This window comes from Chloroflexota bacterium, assembly GCA_018648225.1.
Lineage (GTDB): Bacteria > Chloroflexota > Anaerolineae > Anaerolineales > UBA11858 > NIOZ-UU35.
On record JABGRQ010000052.1, the window covers coordinates 1 to 17,633 of the forward strand.

Annotated in this window: 19 protein-coding genes; 4 read left to right on the forward strand and 15 right to left on the reverse strand. The window is 51.8% G+C overall.

Annotation, left to right across the window (positions count from 1 at the left end; genetic code table 11):
- Positions 1–416: 416 nt before the first annotated feature.
- On the forward strand, positions 417–665 hold the full coding sequence (locus HN413_03210; protein MBT3389395.1) for a hypothetical protein: 249 nt from the start codon (positions 417–419) through the stop codon (positions 663–665).
- A gap of 11 nt (positions 666–676) precedes the next feature.
- Entirely contained in the window at positions 677–1,066 is a 390-nt protein-coding gene (locus HN413_03215) for a DUF423 domain-containing protein (GenBank protein MBT3389396.1), read from the forward strand.
- A gap of 27 nt (positions 1,067–1,093) precedes the next feature.
- Here the strand turns inward: HN413_03215 and HN413_03220 are convergent, their stop codons facing one another.
- The 15 genes from HN413_03220 to HN413_03290 form a co-directional block, all read right to left on the reverse strand.
- The gene (locus HN413_03220) at positions 1,094–1,861 is read right to left on the reverse strand and encodes a carotenoid biosynthesis protein (GenBank protein ID MBT3389397.1); all 768 of its coding nucleotides are present in this window, start codon (positions 1,859–1,861) and stop codon (positions 1,094–1,096) included.
- A complete protein-coding gene (locus tag HN413_03225; protein MBT3389398.1) occupies positions 1,858–2,955 on the reverse strand; it encodes a hypothetical protein in 1,098 nt (365 codons plus the stop codon). Before HN413_03225 ends, HN413_03220 begins: the two co-directional genes overlap by 4 nt.
- Positions 2,952–3,275 carry a PadR family transcriptional regulator gene (locus HN413_03230; protein ID MBT3389399.1) on the reverse strand — a complete coding sequence of 108 codons (324 nt, stop codon included), beginning with the start codon at positions 3,273–3,275 and terminating at the stop codon, positions 2,952–2,954. The genes HN413_03225 and HN413_03230 overlap by 4 nt, the downstream gene beginning before the upstream one ends.
- Positions 3,276–3,541: 266 nt before the next feature.
- Complete coding sequence (locus HN413_03235) at positions 3,542–4,456, reverse strand: quinate 5-dehydrogenase (GenBank protein MBT3389400.1); 915 nt, start codon at positions 4,454–4,456, stop codon at positions 3,542–3,544.
- A gap of 128 nt (positions 4,457–4,584) precedes the next feature.
- Positions 4,585–4,737 (reverse strand): hypothetical protein, encoded by a 153-nt coding sequence (locus tag HN413_03240; protein ID MBT3389401.1) that lies wholly within the window; start codon positions 4,735–4,737, stop codon positions 4,585–4,587.
- Positions 4,738–4,756: 19 nt separating this feature from the next.
- Positions 4,757–5,455 carry a cytochrome c biogenesis protein CcsA gene (gene ccsA, locus HN413_03245; protein ID MBT3389402.1) on the reverse strand — a complete coding sequence of 233 codons (699 nt, stop codon included), beginning with the start codon at positions 5,453–5,455 and terminating at the stop codon, positions 4,757–4,759.
- A 109-nt stretch (positions 5,456–5,564) separates the two neighbouring features.
- Positions 5,565–6,248, reverse strand: a complete 684-nt coding sequence (locus HN413_03250; GenBank protein MBT3389403.1) for an ABC transporter permease — start codon at positions 6,246–6,248, stop codon at positions 5,565–5,567.
- Positions 6,245–6,943, reverse strand: a complete 699-nt coding sequence (ccmA, locus tag HN413_03255; protein MBT3389404.1) for a heme ABC exporter ATP-binding protein CcmA — start codon at positions 6,941–6,943, stop codon at positions 6,245–6,247. Before ccmA ends, HN413_03250 begins: the two co-directional genes overlap by 4 nt.
- 47 nt (positions 6,944–6,990) lie before the next feature.
- Positions 6,991–8,916 (reverse strand): c-type cytochrome, encoded by a 1,926-nt coding sequence (locus tag HN413_03260; protein MBT3389405.1) that lies wholly within the window; start codon positions 8,914–8,916, stop codon positions 6,991–6,993.
- Between the two features lie 133 nt (positions 8,917–9,049).
- Entirely contained in the window at positions 9,050–9,517 is a 468-nt protein-coding gene (locus HN413_03265; GenBank protein ID MBT3389406.1) for a hypothetical protein, read from the reverse strand.
- A 28-nt stretch (positions 9,518–9,545) separates the two neighbouring features.
- Positions 9,546–10,127, reverse strand: coding sequence for a TlpA family protein disulfide reductase (locus tag HN413_03270; protein ID MBT3389407.1), 582 nt, complete (start codon positions 10,125–10,127; stop codon positions 9,546–9,548).
- A gap of 42 nt (positions 10,128–10,169) precedes the next feature.
- A complete protein-coding gene (locus HN413_03275) occupies positions 10,170–10,745 on the reverse strand; it encodes a TlpA family protein disulfide reductase (protein MBT3389408.1) in 576 nt (191 codons plus the stop codon).
- Between the two features lie 44 nt (positions 10,746–10,789).
- The gene (locus HN413_03280; protein MBT3389409.1) at positions 10,790–11,299 is read right to left on the reverse strand and encodes a cytochrome c-type biogenesis protein CcmH; all 510 of its coding nucleotides are present in this window, start codon (positions 11,297–11,299) and stop codon (positions 10,790–10,792) included.
- A 100-nt stretch (positions 11,300–11,399) separates the two neighbouring features.
- On the reverse strand, positions 11,400–13,454 hold the full coding sequence (locus HN413_03285; GenBank protein ID MBT3389410.1) for a heme lyase CcmF/NrfE family subunit: 2,055 nt from the start codon (positions 13,452–13,454) through the stop codon (positions 11,400–11,402).
- Between the two features lie 93 nt (positions 13,455–13,547).
- A complete protein-coding gene (locus HN413_03290; protein ID MBT3389411.1) occupies positions 13,548–14,060 on the reverse strand; it encodes a cytochrome c maturation protein CcmE in 513 nt (170 codons plus the stop codon).
- Positions 14,061–14,533: 473 nt separating this feature from the next.
- Between HN413_03290 and HN413_03295 the strand changes: the two genes are divergently transcribed.
- Positions 14,534–15,778, forward strand: coding sequence for a hypothetical protein (locus tag HN413_03295; GenBank protein MBT3389412.1), 1,245 nt, complete (start codon positions 14,534–14,536; stop codon positions 15,776–15,778).
- Between the two features lie 41 nt (positions 15,779–15,819).
- Positions 15,820–17,517 carry a hypothetical protein gene (locus tag HN413_03300; protein ID MBT3389413.1) on the forward strand — a complete coding sequence of 566 codons (1,698 nt, stop codon included), beginning with the start codon at positions 15,820–15,822 and terminating at the stop codon, positions 17,515–17,517.
- The last annotated feature ends 116 nt before the right edge of the window (positions 17,518–17,633 follow it).

Genomic DNA, 17,633 nt, shown 5'->3' on the forward strand with positions numbered 1-17,633 from the left:
CCTGGCTTATGTGATTGTCAATGTTCACACTTCCGTTGATGAATACAGAAGTTCTAAAAAAGGGTACTGGCCTAAAAAAACCGATCTCACCACTTAGCCCTGAAGCAATGCTTTAGGGCTTTTTCATCGGAGATTGTGAGATGCTATAATATAGCCCACGCGTGTTGCACCAACAGCCGCTCTTGAATAAAATGGAATCCAAAATTAACATATCATTGTCTACTTTATTATCCTTTCTTCAATCCAAACGCGGGGAGCTAAAAAAAAGCCGCTTCAAAATATGGTTACGCGCCTTTTTGTTCGTACAATTTTCTGCCATTTTTGGCGTGTATTTTCTTCGTGATATTGCAGAAGGGTATTTTACGTGGAACAAGGTTATTTTCTTTATTCTTGTTTTTATCCCCGTAGGCTTTCTAATGAGCTATATTGTGCCGATGAAGGCGAATCTCGAAATTCAGGCAGTCACATTATCTTTGGACAAAGTATATCTTTTCTTGATTTGGTTTTTGGTGGTTATAAAAATACTGGCAAGTTATTACTATCATGTAGAAACGATTGCCGATTTGGTGATGTGCATGATTTTGGGCATCATGGGGGGACGTTTGGGCGGCATTGGAATTCGGGTGCGCAGACTCAAAATCAAATATCTCTTTATCACAAGATAAAAGGAAAAATCATGGAGAAAACTTTTTTTGTCATCGGAACAATATTCTCAGGGTTGGCGGTTGCCGCGGGCGCATTTGGCGCACATGGGTTACAAAATATCGTCTCTGCCGAGCGGCTGGTCACCTGGGAAAAGGCCGTGCGCTACCAGATGTATCACGGCCTGGCGCTGATGCTGATTGCCTGGGCCATCACCCAATGGTGGAACCAGACCAGCACCCTGCAAGCCGGGGGTTGGTTCTTCATCATCGGAACGCTGCTATTTTCGGGGAGTCTCTATTATTTAGTGTTTAATGGAAGTCTGGATTTCAACGGAATCAGCCTGGGGTTGGTGACACCTGTAGGGGGCGTGTTCTTCGTCTTTGGGTGGTTGGCACTAATGATCGCCGCCTGGCGCGGGTAACTCGCATAGCACGCGGATCAGGCAGATTTAGCGAGTTTTCGCGGACGCCAAAATTACCCAAAACAATAAGGTCAGTCCGCCAATCAGAGCCGGACCGCAAAGTCCGGCGTAGATGGCGCTTAACACGGTTCCCAGCGCCATCACGCCAAAGCCCCAGACAGCCCAATTTTCACTCACTACAGCCGCATCGATTTTCGGGATGCGGCTGCTGATTTTAAAGTAGAGCCAGATCGTGACGAAACTCGTCAGCCACCAACCCCAAAAATTTTGCAGGGGAATGCCAAAATAGGCTCCGGGCTGATCCCAGACCCAATGGCTGCGGTAAACCATCACCGGGTCGAGCACCAAATCCCAGGAGAGCATGATTCCACCGGTCACGGCTGCCCACACCGGGGCTCGCCAGCGAGCATCCACGCCTCGGGGCAGAATCCGCTCGGCAATCACATAGGCCGGATACATCATGTAGAACCACACCATCGGAATCACGTAAGGCACCAATCCGAGAAAGAGCGGCCCCAGGTTTTCGTTATAGTGATACTGCCCAAAAATCAGGCCTGTGGCGATGCCCACGCTTTCGGCAAACAAGGTCATCACCGTTGTCAGGAGAACGAGCAGCGCGGCACGGGCTTTGCCTTCCCGCTGAACGGCGTGCAACAGCGAGAAGGCAAAAGCCAATACAGGGTGCAGAAAAAAGGCCCAAAGCTGGAAATGGTAGCCAGCGAACAGGCGGGCGTAGATGTAGATGGTAAGGGCAGTGTAGGCCCAGAAGAAGGCTATCGTGAGGCGGCGCATCATGATTTGAATAACAGGCGATAGAACTTGATGGCGATACGCACTACTTTGGCAATCAAATGCAACGACAAGCCCAGGTTGAAGAGTATTGTCAAAATGGGGAGCAAGGTTTCTTCGGCCAGGCGGATGCCTGCGGCGCTTGTGTTATTGAGCAGCACATACTCAGGGTTCAGGCCCAGCACCGGAGCGCCCGTCAGCATGGCGTAGACGATGATCCCGCTGAAAATCATCAAGCCCAACTCCAACCAGCGGGAGAAACGCGTCCAGCGTGCGGCGGCCAGAAGGACGAAATTCAATCCCAGGGTAAGTATCCAATAGAGATTCCACCAAAGCAGGTAGGTGCCAAAGGCTGGCGTCAGAAGCGGCAAAAACCAGGACCCCTCGCCACTCATGAAGCCATACACACCCACTTTGTGAGGGAAGAAATTGAACAATATCATCACCAGGGCGATAAAGCCCATTTCAAAGATGAGGCTACCGCGCTTCACACGCTCGGATTCGGGGATAGTGACCAACGTGGCAGGATCCCACGCTGCGGTAGTTGCTTCGGAGGATAAACCCAATAAGCTTCGGAAGAAAGGTATCTGAGAAAGCCTGCTCCGCGCTTTGAGTTGAGCAACCCAATCCTGATCGGGGATGACGCGTTCGAACACCATATAGACCAACACAATCACGGTAAAAGCCTGGAGCGCGGAAACGCCATAATCCGCTAATTGTGCGCCCAGGGTGGTCAATAAGTCCAACGGGGATTGAACACCATTCCCAATCGCAAAGCCAAAACCGATCAGGTAAATAACCGCCTGGATGATTAGCACTACGCGCACGCTCAACCAGAAAGAGCCATACACGCTGGGGCCAATGACAAAATTATGAGGAGCATAAGATGCCGCCATTTGCACAGGCGGGCCAAGCTCTTTGAGCACATCCAATAACAGCGCTTCATCGGGAGTTTGGTCTTGAGCGCGGTTTTCGAGATCATCGAGGATGAGAGATCGAATTTCGGTGGTAATATCGGTACGTTTCTTTTTCGGCAAATTGAGGCCTACTTCGTCAAGATAAGCATTGATCAATTGTTTAAGTTCAGGTGCGAGAGTCATAACATTGCCTCCATTGCCCGCACCAAAGCGGTCCATTCCGCAGTTAGTTCGGGCAACAAATCTTTCCCAGAGGGACTGATACGATAATAGCGGCGCGGGCGGGAGCCATCCACATTCCAGGTGCTTTCCAACAAGCCCTGATCTTCCAGGCGGCGCAACAGGGGATAAAGCGTGCCCTGTTCAACCTGCAAGCCCAGATCGGCAAGTCGTTGAATGAGCGAGTAGCCGTACCGCTCCTGATCAAGCTGGCTCAACACGGCCAGAGTAATCACCCCGCGGCGCAGTTCCAAAGTTAGTTTTTCGAGCATTTCAACAGTCATAGCTTTCTCCTTATACAACACATTATATTGTGTGTCATATAGTATTGTCAATACTATAATATTATTAAAAAAAAGAACCGCGTTCTTTTCGTGAACACGGCTCTGCATTCCATTTTCCTGCCGTAAAGCAGGTTATTTTGTAATGGTCAATTATCTACTAAATATGGATATTGGTGATAGGCTGGAAGAATAATTTCCTGATTTCCTGGCTTCCTTATAAAAATTCAGTGTTCAAACTTCCGTTGACCCATACAGAATTAGAGAATTCAGTTCAGGATTTCAATATTCGGCTCAAGTGGAATGCGCTCAATCAGGTCGAGAAAATCAGCGGGGGTCGCTTCGGATTGGGGCTTGTCCATCAAAGCCAGCAGGGTAGCTTCCATCACATTGGTGCCAAAGCTGCGGCCTTCAAAACGCGGCGTGGTGGTGACCAGCATATGCAAATTGCGCTCGCGCAACTCTTCGACGTTTTTGGCTGTGGTGGTGTTGGTCAGTACAATTTTTCCGGTCAGGTCATCGGGCATGTGGGCACGGATGGAAACAAAATCACCGGCGAGAATATCCGCTTCCTGGTAGTATTTTCCCCAGCGCGGTTGCGGGGGTTGGTCTTGCGCTGATCCGAGAGGGTAAAACCACTTGAAAGGCATTTTGGTAATGATGGGTAGTAAAAGCGCGGCAACAACTCGTACTCCTGCCAATGAGCGAATAGGAATCGGCATCCCTAATGAGAACATGAAATCGCAGAAAGTGGTTTCACAACCGGCATTGACCAGGGCTTCGGCCATTACATAGCGATCAACGGCGTTGGTTTTCATGGCTTTCATGCCGCGCAGGGTTTTGCCTCCGGTATTGAGGTGCGCTTCGAGTGCGGTCAGCGCGCGTTTGACCAGCAAGCCCTTCACCGCGTTGCCATCCCCGATTTTGCTGATTTTTACAACTTTACGGATTTGTTTAACTTCGCGAAAATAATAACGCTGCTTGCCAACCCCCAGGTAAAATTCCAGCCCGCCGACGCCAAAGGCATCGACTTTACCATCATAGAATTTATACATTTCGATGGCTTTTTTCAGGTCGCCATTCATTCCCTGACGAGAAAGCTCAATGGACTGACCGAGGAGTTCGGTTTGGGTGGTATGGTCGCGCCCCGCTGACCCCACACTGATTGAAAGAACTTTTTTCATATTGTTGCTCCTAAAATTGTGAGTATGCTGTGCAGTACATAACCCGCAAATGGCGCTTGGGGTACGGGAGAAAAACGATAACAAAAAAGCTGAGCAACTGCCCAGCTTTTCAGGTCGTTTAGAAACGTTTATTGCTCGATTTCTTCCAGCAATTCCAAATCTTGTTTCAGGCTTCGAAAGCGCGTGAAGAAACTTGCCAGGTAAACGCCCAGCACAATGGCTAAAACAGCGTATCCGGCGATCATATAGTTTACAGTATTAATAGTCTCTTGAAATAACATTTTATAGCTCCATTGGGCTTTATGCGGAAATTTTCAGGCGCAGCTCTTCGACCTTGGCGGCCAGTTTTCCCATGCGGAATCGATGCCAAAAAAGATCAATAAAGAGTACCGAGAAGGTGAACAGGCTGAAGAAAAAGGCGGTTTTCATCGGGCCGGTCATGCTGAAGGAGCCTTCAGCGCCGGGATCGCTATTGCCAACCACAACCGGGTGGATGGTGCGCAACATGCGAATGGAGATAAAGGTCAGGGGAACGCTGACAAAACCCAGCACGGCGTAGACAGCCCCAAAGCGGGCGCGGCGGTCGGGGTCATCGATGCCCTGACGCAGCATCATATAGGCAGCATAGATCAACTCGACGATGGTTGCCGTGGTCAGGCGCGGGTCCCAGGTCCACCAGGTATTCCAGATCGGACGCGCCCAGATAGAACCCATGATGATGGCGACAAAGAAGAAGACCAGGCTGATCTCAATGGCAGCCAGCCCCATAATGTCGTATTTGCGCTCTCCTTTGATCAGGTAGAACACGCCCACAACGGCAGCCACTAAAAATCCAAGCATGCCCACCCAGGCCGTCGCCACATGAAAATAGAATACTTTTTGCACCGCGCCCATCGTGCGTTCCATCGGGGCATAGAAAAATACCAGGACTACAGAAACAACGAAAAGGGTTGCCGTAAGGGTATCAAGGACTGATAAGAATTTCGGTTTTGGTTCCATAGAGAATAATTTCCTTTAAACGTGTGTGGTATGGGTTGAGCGTTGAAGGTTGAAAGTTTTCGCAAGCAAAACCTACAACCTTTAACTTGCAACTTTCAACTTGTGTCTTTTATTCTTCGACAACATAATCAAAAAACATAAAAGCAATGGCGATAAAAATCACATCGTAGACGATCAATAAATTAATCCAGGCCTGAATTTCCTCCCAGGCAAAATCTTGCAAAATGCCGCCACTGGCCTTGACGGCTGCAATCAGCACGGGAACGACCAGCGGGAAGAGCAAAATGGGCAGCAGAATATCGCGCGTGCGCGCTTGCACAGCCATCGTTGAGAGCAACGTCCCTACAGCCACATAGCCAATCGAGCCGAGCAAGATAATCAGCAACAACTCAGGGCGAAACAGATTAATGTTATATAACACACTATAAACCGGCAGCACAACTAGCTCCACAACAAACATAAAAACCAGGTTGCCAATCGCTTTGCCAAAATAAATTGCGCTGCGATCTACCGGGGCGAGCAATAAACCATCGAGGCAGCCGCGGTCTTTTTCGGTTGCCATCGAGCGGTTGAGACCCAGAGTTCCGGCGAAGGCAAATGTGACCCACAGTACACCGGAGGTCACACTGGTGCGAGCGCGGGCATCCAGTTCGAGGGCGAAATTAAAAATCAGGATCACCAACAGAGCAAATACCAGCATGGCGGTAAAAAGTTCACGGCTGCGCCATTCGGCGGTGAGGTCTTTGCGCACAACGGCGGTCAGGGCACGCAGGAAGTTTCGGAAATTGTTCAACTCTTCAACGCTCCCCGATAAAAAGCCAATAGATCATTCGGGGCAACGCGATCGCGCCCCGCCGAATCGACAATTTTGCCCTTCGAGAGTACATCAAAGCGCGAAGCCAGATCGGCGGTGCGCGCCAGATCGTGGGAGGTCATCACCACCGTGCGGCCTTTGGCGGCAACTTCACGCAGTACACCATCGAGCATATTGCAAGCATCCTGATCGAGACCCGTATGCGGCTCGTCGAAGAGCATTACTTCGGGGTTGTGGAGCACAGCCCGGCCTATCGCCAGGCGTTGCTGCATCCCGCGCGAGAAGGTGCGTACCAGATCGCCGCGCCGGGGGTACAGCCCCACCATCTCCAGCACTTCGGCGATACGTTCATTTAAATTTTCAACGGCATACATGCGGCCATAGAACCGCAAATTTTCTTCGGCAGTCAGATCGCCATAGAGCAGCGGTTGGTGCGATACTACACCCAAACGGCGGCGCACTGCGGCAGCCTGATTGGGCAACTGATATCCAGCCACGCGCACTTCTCCCATTGCCGGGCGCGATAGTGAGGAGAGAATCCTTAAAAACGTGGTCTTGCCCGCGCCATTCGGCCCTAGCAAAGCCACAAACTCGCCCGCGGCAACTTCAAAATCCAGCCCGCGCAACACGGTTTTTGGGCCAAAACGCTTGATGAGTTTTTTTACAGTAATCATAGTTAGTGGAAAGTGGGGGAATTTCATACATCCCACTCTCAATTTCTTTAACCCATCACCTCTTCCAAGCGCGCTTTCAACTCGGATCGGCGGCGGCGATAGGCATCTTCGCCAAGTTCACCCGATTTATAAAGGTCATCCAGAGCAATAATCGCATCCATAAGCTCATCGGCGCTTTCTACCAGGGAATCTTCGATGAGTTCGACATCATCATGCCAGTCATCATCCGCGTCGTTTCGATTACGTTGCCAGAGATACAGGCCAACGATCACAAATGTAAGGCCAAATGCGGCCAGACCAATCACCAGATTCGTATTTGAATCCGTACCGCCAGCAGCCAGCCATTCGGTGCTTGCATCGGGCAGGCCAGAAACGGTCATGCTTAGCGTCTCGCCAGCGCTCAAATTCTCGGCGGCATAAGTACTGTAGGCAACGCCTTGCAAGTCACGCGCGCCGGTATCGGTCAATTGATCGCCGCGCACCTTCACGCCCTCTTGCGGCGCAATCACCAACGCAGCTCCGGTATCCAACGGAATCGGCAGCGTCAAATCCAGCTTCGCTTTTTTATAGGGCATATCAAAAGCAAATGTGATTTCATAAGGCTCGGCAGAAGGGCGCACTGTGCCGATACCCAAACCATTCTCCACAGCCGAATAACGCAGGCGCATACTTTCTTGCACATTTAAATTCGTCGCGCCTTCGGGCAGTTCAAAGATCATCAGGGGTTGTTCGGGATCTACCGATGAGATCGTTTGTCCGCTGGGATTGGAGAGCAACAGTAATTGAATGACCTGGATCGTATCTTCGGTAATAAATTCAAAGAAGATGTGCATCCGGTCGATCGCCAGCAGCGAAGAATCGTTGCTGACATCAAAAATGGTCACATCCAACAAGACCTCGGTAGAATCGGCAGTTACCTGAGCCAGATTCGAGCCATAGACGACCCCATCGTATTCCACAGTTGCCAGATACACCCAGCCATCGTTCATGGGCATATCTTCAAAAAAGATAAATCCATCTTCGGGCAGTTCAGCACTCTGATTGTAGGCTTCTTGCATATTTTCATAGCCATACAGAATGACTTCTGCACCCGCGGGGATTTCGCCACCCGCGCCATGTGCCACAAGTACCTGAACAACACCCGCACCTTCGGGAGCGGTTTCAGCGGATTCAACTGTGGGGGGTGATTCTGCCTCGGTGGTGGAATCACTCGCGGGGGCCGCGGTAGGTTCAGCCTGTTGGGGTGAAGTCTCGCCCCCGGGCTGGATAAAGGTCAAAAAGCGCAGATAATCCGCCACAACCCGGCGTTCGGTTTCACTGAGTTCTTCACCAAAGGCATGCATCTCACCTGCCCCGGTGGTGATTTTGGCATAGAAATCTTGCGCAGAGCGTTCGCCCATAAAAGCCTGGTCGGTAAAATCGAGCGGCGATGTGCTCAACTCGCTGCTCTGGGGGCCATCGCCCAGGCCGCTCTCGCCATGACAGGCGGCACAATTCTCGGCGAAGAGCAGCGCGCCCTGAGCCAGTTGCTCATCTGTCGCGCTCAACGAATAAACGTAGGCAATCACATCCCAGCGCTGGGGCACCGAAAGGCTGTGGAACGGCGGCATATAGCGATCAAGATTGCCGTTGGCCACCATCAGATACCAGTCGGCGGGGGTGGACTGGCGCGCCAGTTCTATCGAGCCGATGGCGGGCACAGGGTTCGGGAGCTTGGCCGCGTCGGGGCCATCGCCAAGGCCTGTATTGCCGTGGCAAGGGGCACAGTTTTCAGTATAAAGCGCCGCGCCGCGCATTGGATCAGGGGGCAGCACGGGGAAAACCGGCAGCGCGGCCGTAGGCGTAGTCGGCGGCTGCGTGGGGGGGGGTTGGTAGCCCGGCGGAGGCGCAATATCTTCGGCGAAAGATATGCAGCCAGCGAGGGCGAAGGTGATGAGCAAAAAAGCGAGAGTTATCTTTAGGCGTGATGACATAATAATAGTGGGTTACCGGTTGAAAGTTGAAGGTTACAGGTTGGCAGGTTTGGCGCACCACAGGATTTTTTAAGTGTAGTCCTATGGTCGGTTATCAGCGGTCAATGGGCTGAAATCGCGCGCTTGGACAAATCTATGCCAGCGTCGCGCCACATTTGGGGCAGAAGCGGTCGGATTGTACGACAGCGCCACCACATTGCGGGCAAAAACCGCCCGATTTTTCCTGGCGGGCGCGGCGACGGGTTGCGATCAGGGCTTCGAGTTCGTCGTCGGGTTGCACAGCATCTTCTACGTGGGCGCTGGCAGTATCGGGCGTTCGAATACCCTGGAGAGAATCCAGTTGCCGCAGAATATCGGCGCCACGCTGCACAAGTTGTTCGCGGCGTATCGGGTAATCTTCGGCGGGGATTTTCCCCAACGAGTTGTCAAAATCCAGTTCGGATAGGGCATTGAGTACGTGGTCGCGTTCAGCCATCAACGCTGAGAAATCATGCTCAGTCTGACTGACGACGAAAGAGCGCCGCTCAAAAAGCGGTTTGCTGATATACAATGCCGTGAGGGTCACAAGTGCGAGAATGAAGAAAATTGAGCCAAGGTCCATAAGAATTCAATCAGTTAGGAGTTAAGAGTTAGGGGTTAGGGGTTTCGGCAGCAAGGAGTGGATCCACAATATTGATGATTTCTTGCTGGGATGTAAATGAGCCAATTTGTACCTGCGCGATCTGACCTTTCCGATCAATAAAGTAGGTCGTAGGCAATGAATTCACCCGATAAGCATTTGAAATCGTATCATCCCAATCGGGGATATTTGGGAAGGTGATTTTATATTCTTGCATGAACGCCAGAGCATCTTTTTTGCTGTCACTCTGGATGGTATTGATGCCAACAAAGACCACATCACCGCGGGTGCGATAGCGATCAAAGACGGCTTGCAAATCGGAAGCTTCCATAGCGCAAGGGCCGCACCATGAAGCCCAAAAATTAAGCACTACAACTTTGCCTAGATAATCTGCCAGATGAATGGAATTGCCGCCAAACGTGGTCATGCGAAAATCGGGCGCGGCCTGGCTATTGCTGCCAAATTCCAGCGGCTTTTTGAGCAGCGCATTCATCCCAATAAAAGACAGCGCCATAATCAGCAGACATCCGCCAACAAAGATTACAATCCAGGTCGTAGTAGATTTTTTATTAGATGAATTTTCTTCCTGCATTCCTGGTTTCCTGATGAAAATATGCCGGTTGCTGAGCTTCTATTAAGGCTCCAACAGCGGATCAATCACCGCTTTAATCTGCGCCAGAGATGTAAACGGGCCAATCTGGACATGGCTAAGTATACCCTCCTGGTCGATGATATAGGTTTCAGGAACGCCACGGATGCGGAAGGACTGGGAGATGCGCGTCCCCAGATCGGGGCCGTTGGGATAGGTGATATTGAATTTAGTCAGGTAGCCCATCGCTTCGGGTTCGGTATCCACATAATCGACGCCTAAAAAGATGACATCACCGCGGTCTTTATAGTCGAGCCAGGCCAGTTCGAGATCAGCAGCTTCTTGTTCGCAAGGTTTACACCAGGAGGCCCAGAAATTGAGCACGATCACCTTGCCTGCATAGTCCGCCGAGTTAAATTCTTCGCCATCGAAACTGGTGAGCACAAATTCGGGCGCGGCCTGCCCGGGTTGAACAGGGCCTTCTTGGGTGCGTTTCAGCCCCACGGCGAGAATCCCCATGAGAACCAGCAAACCTCCCCAAATCAGCAAGCGGCCCCACTTTGGGCCAGGATTCTCCGCAGGGGTTTCACCATCCGAGATTTTATTGGTATCTTCAATCATTGAATTCTCCATGTTTCAGTGATTTACAATCCGTATGCGATTGTTCACTGGCTTTTGCGCAATTCTTCTTCCAGGCGCGCCACATAGTCGTCTGCGGTTTCGGCATCCGCGGGAAGCGGTGCGGTTTCCGGTTCAATTTGCCGCCAGCTTTGAATGCCCCGAAAAAGTACATACGCGCCGATAACAAAGGCCACCGGCGGCACGATATAAACCAACCAATTAAAACCCGTGCGGGGCGGTTCTGCCAGCACGCGATCACCATATTGGTCGACAAAATACTGCTTGATCTCGTCTTCTGTCCAACCTTGGCTGAGTTTTTCGCCAATCAGGGCGCGCCACTGGGCACAGGCCTGTGTCCCGCAAACATCCAGGGGCACATTCTCACACACCGGGCAGAACATCTCGCTGGCGATGGCATTAATATCATCGTCTGTAGGCGCGTCGGGATTGGCATCCTGCGCCAATACCGTCATCGGTAGCGCCAGTATCGCTAAAACAAAGATGAGAATGACGAATGATGAGTGATGAAGGGTGAAGGATGAATGTTTTTTCATAATTTCTCTCGGTCAACGGTTGAAGGTTGAAGGTTGAAAGTTCAATGTTGCAAGTTGAAAAATAACAAACCTGCCCACCTTGAACTTTCAACCCATTTTTTTAATCTGCTGTGGCAGCAACCCTTTGCCGCGAGCGTTTTTCGACAGCCGAATTTTCTTTCTCAGGCCAGGCAGAAATCAGGGTGCCAATCACAAAAACCCACGAACCGAGCCACATCCACTTAACCAGCGGATTGTGATAGACCTTGAAGGTGGCGTTGTTGGTACTGATCTCTTCCCAATCAACCAGGAGCACATAAAAATCATCGGCCAGCGTGCTGCGCACTCCGGGGATGGTCATGGGCTGCTGGGAATCGTAGAAGAAATCGCGGCGGGGATATAACTCGCCCACCGGCTCGCCATCTTTATACACGCTCACCACAGCACGCGCCACGTTGCGAGCATCGGGAGCATCAAACACCGCCAGTTCTTCATAGACCATATCGTAGCGCCCCAGCGTCAGCGATTCGCCCACGCTAAGCGTACCCTGGGTTTCAGTCTGGAACATCTCAATGCCCACAATGCCAATTGCCAGCATCGCCATGCTGATATGCACCAAATAGCCGCCATAGCGCCGCGGGTCACGGCGAGTTAAATTCAGGAATGCCATCACAACATTGCCTTCGTGGCGTTTGCGACGGGCGAGAATCCCGCGCCCATACTCGTAGAGCGTTACAGCAATCACCAGAGAAGCCAGGAAAATACCAATCAGGGCATAGATATTGTGAATACCAGCCACAATCACAGCCACCAGCACAGCCAATGCCGCAATGGCGGGTTTCCACAGGGCGCGGCCCAGCGTTCGCCAGGTTGAGCGGCCCCAGGCGGAAAGCGGAGCGATTGTCATCAGCAAGAGCAGCCCGGCCATCAGTGGGCCATTAGCACGCTCGTAGAAGGGCGGGCCAACGGTCACCTTCTGACCAGTGAACAACTCCGAGATCAGCGGAAAAATCACCCCCCAGAAACAGACCACCAAAATACCCAGGAAAAGCAAATTATTGAGCAAGAACAAAGCTTCACGCGAGAGCATCGATGTCATCTGCGTTTTCGATTTGAGTACATTCCAGCGCTGCATGAGTAAGGATAGCGAGGCCGTGAAGGTGATTCCGATAAAGGCGAAAAATAGCGGCCCGATGGCGCTCTGTGCGAAGGCATGGACGGACGAGAGCACCCCGGAGCGGGTGAGGAAAGTCCCGAAGATAACCAACGCATAGGTGAGAATAATCAGCACCATATTCCATTGCTTCAACATGCCGCGCTTCTCCTGGATCATCACCGAGTGCAAGAACGCCGTCCCGGTGAGCCAGGGCATAAAGGCGGCAATCTCCACCGGGTCCCAGCCCCAGTAGCCGCCCCAACCGAGTACATCATAGGCCCAGCGTCCACCCAGCACCAACCCCAGCGAGAGGAACATCCACGCCCACAGCGTCCAGCGGCGGGTCAGACGAATCCAGCGGTCGTCGGTACGCCCGGTAATCAGGGCGGCCATGGCGAAAGCATAGGGAATGACGAAGGAAACAAATCCCAGATAGAGCATGGGGGGATGAATAATCATACCCGGATGCCGCAGCAAGGGGTTGAGGCCGCGGCCATCGGTGGGAAAGTATAAAGAACTGTCCGCTGGCTGCAACATTTTCTCGATCACCTGTCCGCTGGGTAAGGCCCATAAACGCGTAAAGGGATTTTCGACAAAGATATTCAAAGCCAGGAAGAAGGCCAACGTTACCAGGGAGACAACAATCACCCAGGGCAAAAATTCGCGGTCACGATCCCACTTGCGCAACGTCACCGCCGAGGCAAATGCCGACATCAGCCACGACCAGAATACCAATGAGCCAGCCTGTCCCCCCCACAACGCGGTGACTTTGAGGTACATGGGCATACTGCGGCTGGTGACGCTGGCGACATATTCAACTTCAAAATGATTGGTTGCCAATAAATAGATAATGCTCAACGCTGAGAGCGTGAGCAGAGGGAAGGTGAGCAGCATGGCATTGCGGGCGCTATCCACAAGTGCGGGTCTGTTTTTCCGCAAACCGAGCAACGCCGCGCCAATGCCATATAGTGAAACCAGTAATGTGAGAACTAATGCACTGTATCCAATATTTGCGATCATAGAAACTCCGTAGTGGGGTATCAGGTATCAGGTATCAGGTGTCAAGCATCAGGAATTATCTGACATGTGAAACCTGACATCAAATCACCTGATCTACTCTCCAGCCTGTTCTGGAACGGCTTCTTCGTATTTTGTAGGGCATTTGAGCAAAAGTTCATCAGCAAGGAAGGTTCCATCACCCTGTAATCGCCCGGTCATAATTGCCTGGGCTTCGTTTTGCAGCAAATCAGGGATCGGCCCTTCGTAGACAACCGTGATACGTGAACGTGTAGGATCCATAACCGCAGCATTCAGTGCCGCGGCCAGACCACCCTCTGCTTCGAGTTCGTCGTTATCGCCCGCAACGTGAGCAACATCAAAGGTCAGGATGAGATTTTCGCTGTCGTATTCGATGCTATCGCCGATCACAGCGCCCGAAATCCGTAAATCGCGGTCGGAAACTTCGTCGGCCCGGGCGACTAATTCATCGATAGTGAGGAAATACTGCGCGCTGGCCTGTGTCGATGACACGATGAGGTAAATCACCGCGGCAACAATCATGGCCCCACCCATGATGAATTTCATACGGTTGCGTGAACCGGTTTGTGTAATATTTGTTTCTTCCATTAAATGCTCCCTTTATTTCTAAATATAGACTGACCATCCACCCGACAGTTTTAATCACGAATGATAACGAATACCCAAAGGGCACATGTGCCACAAATTACACGAATTTTCGTTTTAAAAAATAAAAAACATCGTTCTATTCGTGTAACTCGCCAAATTCGTACCCACGTGTGCCCTTTAGGGTATTCGTGATAAATTTGGCGCAAGGCTTTAAAAGTGTCAGGTATCTAGTAAACTGACTAACCGAAATATTCCAATTTAAATGCTGCGGCGCGATTATTTGTTTCGTGCGTCTACAAGCGTATATTTTGTCACAATGAGATTAATAGAAGGTGAGTAAGGCTGTAATATCACATGAGAGCGTTCCAAATTTCACCGTCTCATCCCATTATCGACTATAATTATCCCTTATTATGTCTTGTTACACTTTCCCTTTATCAAGTTATCGCCATAACTTGCAGCAGGAGAACACAATGAAAAAATTACGCTTTATGCTCGTCATCTCGCTACTCATCGTAGGCAGCTTAGCTTTGTCAGGTTGTGCTGGCGAAGCAGATACCACCGGCTTGGTAGGAGAAGCCGGGCCGCCAGGTCCGATGGGGCCAGCAGGCCCTCAGGGTGAAACCGGGCCGCCGGCCACAGCGCTCACCTTCAGCGCAGAATACGCTGGCAGCCGAATTTGCAGCGGATGTCATACCGATATTTCCGCCACCTTTGGCGATACCGGGCACGCCTGGGGATTATCGTCGATCAAAGACGGCCTGCCCCCTAACTACCCCTTTACACAGGTTTTTGTGCCCCCGGATGGCTATAACTGGAAGGACATCAGCTTTGTGATTGGCGGCTATAACTGGAAAGCGCTCTTTGTCGATCAGCAGGGTTATCTCATCACCGCTGCGCCCGATGCTGCGGGTGATGCAGAATATCTCAATCAGTATAATTTTGCCAATCCGTATGCCGACAAGCGCGCCGGATGGGTCAGCTATCACGCCGGGGAAGCAGAACTGCCCTTTGACTGTGGCACCTGCCACACGACGGGATACAGCCCCAAAGGCAACCAGAACGACCAACCTGGATTTGTGGGCACCTGGTCGGAAGCAGGCATCCAATGCGAAGCCTGCCACGGGCCTGGTAGCCTGCACGCCAAGAATCCCGAGGGTTTCCAAATGTTAGTGGACCGCGACGCTGAAGCCTGCGGCGAGTGCCATGTACGCGGCGTAGTTGAAGAAGTAGATGCTGAGGCTGGCTTCATCCAGCACCATGAACAGTTTGAAGAACTCTTCCAGAGCAAACATATTGCCCTGGATTGCGTACTCTGCCACGACCCACACACTGGCGTGGTTCAGTTACGTCAGCGCGATCAGCAAACCACACGCACACAATGCGAAGATTGCCACTTCATGGAAGCCCGCTTCCAGAATAATGCACGCCATGCCGAAATCAACTTCGACTGTGTAGAATGCCATATGCCGCGGTTAGTACAAAGCGCCTGGGCTAATCTCGACTTATTTACTGCCGATATTCGCACTCACGAGATGGCAATTGACCCCTATCAGGTCAATCAATTCAACGCCGATGGTACGTTGGCATCCTCACAAATTTCGCTCGATTATGCCTGCCGCCATTGCCACGTAGAGGGAATGGTTACGCCACTCAGTGACGCAGAACTACTCGACGCGGCTATCAATTACCACAGCCGCGAGTCATCCTCGCGTTAGCTTGTTCGTGCCATTTGGCAACTATGAAGTAGAGGTTCACTATGAAGCGTTTCAAAACCTGGATTAAAAGTTTTTTCTTCCCACCTGAGGGTACCCCCAAATGGCAGCGCGTGATGCCCTATGCCGTGCTGGGCGTGCTCACGCTGATTACGCTTATCGGTGGGGCATATGGCTGGGAATATACGAACTCGCCCGAATTCTGCGGCACAGCCTGCCATACCATGCCGCCAGAATACACCACCTATCTCGTTTCACCGCATGCCCGCGTCGATTGTGTAGACTGCCATATCGGCAAAGGCTTTATCGCCACGCGCATCACCCGTAAGGCGGGCGATCTCAAGCATGTTACCGCCATGCTCTTCCACTCCTACGAATTTCCCATCACCGCCCACAAGTTACGCCCGGCGCAGGAAACCTGCGAATTATGCCACTTCCCCGAAAAATTTTCGGATGACAGCCTGCGGGAAATTGAGCGTTTCAGCAATGATGTAGCGAACACCCCCCAGACGACTTTCCTGGTGATGAACACGGGGGGCGGGAGCGAGCAATTGGGGCTGGGGCGCGGTATCCACTGGCATATTGTCAACCCCGTAGAGTATCTGGCGCTGGATGTGGAAAAACAGGACATCCCCTATATCCGCGTTGTCGAAGATGATGGCTCGGTTTCAGAATATATTGATATTGAGGCCGATATTGACCCCGCCACCATCAACCCCGAAGACCTGGAAGTGATGGACTGCGTGACCTGTCATAACCGCATCACACATCTGGTAACATCTCCCGAAGACACAGTAGACCAACTGATGGCCCGCGGGTTGATCTCCAGCGAGATTCCCGAGATTCGCCTGAAGGCGATTGAAGTATACAGTCAAATCTACGACACCACCGAAAAGGGACTCAACGGCATCGCCGGGTTGGAAGGCTACTACGAAACCTATTATCCAGAGTTTTATGCCGAAAATCAGGCAGTGCTGGACGAGGCGATTGCCCTGCTGCAAGAAGCCTATGCCGCCAGTGTATATCCCGAACAGAACTCCGATTGGAACAGCCACCCCAATAATGTAGGTCACAAAGAAACGCCAGGCTGTTTCCGCTGTCACGATGGCAAACATCTCAACGCCCTCGATGAAGCCATCCGGCTGGAGTGTAATCTGTGCCATTCTATTCCTGAGGTAGCCGGACCTTCTGATTTTATCGCCAATATCGAAATCAGCCGCGGGCCGGAGCCTTCTTCGCATCTCAACCCCAACTGGATTGCGCTGCACCGTGATACTTTTGACCCCACCTGCGAGAACTGCCACACTACAGAGAACCCGGGCGGTACCGAGAATATTTCATTCTGCTCGAACAGCGCCTGTCATGGCAATGTGTGGGAGCACGCCGGGTTCGACGCCCCCGGGCTGCGCGAACTGCTGATCGATCAGCTACCACCACCGAGCGAGGCGATGACGCTCCCCGCGGGGGGCGCGCTCACCTTCACAGATACCATCGGCTTGATATTCGAATTCCGCTGCGCTGAATGCCATAGTTCAGCGGCCGCAACCGAGGGCCTTGACCTGACCTTGTACACATCCACACTGCAAGGCGGCAACAGTGGGCCAGCGCTTGTGCCGGGTGATGGCGAAAATAGCTTGCTGGTTCAACTTCAGAACAGTGCTCAGGGGCATTTCACCCAGTTCACCCCACAAGAGTTGGACATGGTAATCAACTGGATTGATCTGGGCGCTCCGGAAAATTAGGGTTAATAAAAAAGGGCGCACTTTTTTCAAAGTGCGCCCTTTTTTTGTTTAATGAGCTTCAGCTAGGGGCGTGTCATACCGGCAACATCGCCGCCCATGCTCTGGATGCTATCATA

What these genes read in the sequence shown, in the direction of transcription:
- HN413_03225 (MBT3389398.1), bottom strand. Translation starts at nt 2,955, where the DNA reads ATGACTCTCGCACCTGAACTTAAACAATTGATCAATGCTTATCTTGAC.
- HN413_03230 (MBT3389399.1), bottom strand. Translation starts at nt 3,275, where the DNA reads ATGACTGTTGAAATGCTCGAAAAACTAACTTTGGAACTGCGCCGCGGG.
- ccsA (MBT3389402.1), bottom strand. Translation starts at nt 5,455, where the DNA reads ATGGAACCAAAACCGAAATTCTTATCAGTCCTTGATACCCTTACGGCA.
- HN413_03260 (MBT3389405.1), bottom strand. Translation starts at nt 8,916, where the DNA reads ATGTCATCACGCCTAAAGATAACTCTCGCTTTTTTGCTCATCACCTTC.
- HN413_03295 (MBT3389412.1), top strand. Translation starts at nt 14,534, where the DNA reads ATGAAAAAATTACGCTTTATGCTCGTCATCTCGCTACTCATCGTAGGC.
- HN413_03290 (MBT3389411.1), bottom strand. Translation starts at nt 14,060, where the DNA reads ATGGAAGAAACAAATATTACACAAACCGGTTCACGCAACCGTATGAAA.
- HN413_03210 (MBT3389395.1), top strand. Translation starts at nt 417, where the DNA reads ATGAGCTATATTGTGCCGATGAAGGCGAATCTCGAAATTCAGGCAGTC.
- HN413_03215 (MBT3389396.1), top strand. Translation starts at nt 677, where the DNA reads ATGGAGAAAACTTTTTTTGTCATCGGAACAATATTCTCAGGGTTGGCG.
- HN413_03285 (MBT3389410.1), bottom strand. Translation starts at nt 13,454, where the DNA reads ATGATCGCAAATATTGGATACAGTGCATTAGTTCTCACATTACTGGTT.
- HN413_03300 (MBT3389413.1), top strand. Translation starts at nt 15,820, where the DNA reads ATGAAGCGTTTCAAAACCTGGATTAAAAGTTTTTTCTTCCCACCTGAG.
- ccmA (MBT3389404.1), bottom strand. Translation starts at nt 6,943, where the DNA reads ATGATTACTGTAAAAAAACTCATCAAGCGTTTTGGCCCAAAAACCGTG.
- HN413_03265 (MBT3389406.1), bottom strand. Translation starts at nt 9,517, where the DNA reads ATGGACCTTGGCTCAATTTTCTTCATTCTCGCACTTGTGACCCTCACG.
- HN413_03240 (MBT3389401.1), bottom strand. Translation starts at nt 4,737, where the DNA reads ATGTTATTTCAAGAGACTATTAATACTGTAAACTATATGATCGCCGGA.
- HN413_03275 (MBT3389408.1), bottom strand. Translation starts at nt 10,745, where the DNA reads ATGATTGAAGATACCAATAAAATCTCGGATGGTGAAACCCCTGCGGAG.
- HN413_03280 (MBT3389409.1), bottom strand. Translation starts at nt 11,299, where the DNA reads ATGAAAAAACATTCATCCTTCACCCTTCATCACTCATCATTCGTCATT.
- HN413_03270 (MBT3389407.1), bottom strand. Translation starts at nt 10,127, where the DNA reads ATGCAGGAAGAAAATTCATCTAATAAAAAATCTACTACGACCTGGATT.
- HN413_03220 (MBT3389397.1), bottom strand. Translation starts at nt 1,861, where the DNA reads ATGATGCGCCGCCTCACGATAGCCTTCTTCTGGGCCTACACTGCCCTT.
- HN413_03235 (MBT3389400.1), bottom strand. Translation starts at nt 4,456, where the DNA reads ATGAAAAAAGTTCTTTCAATCAGTGTGGGGTCAGCGGGGCGCGACCAT.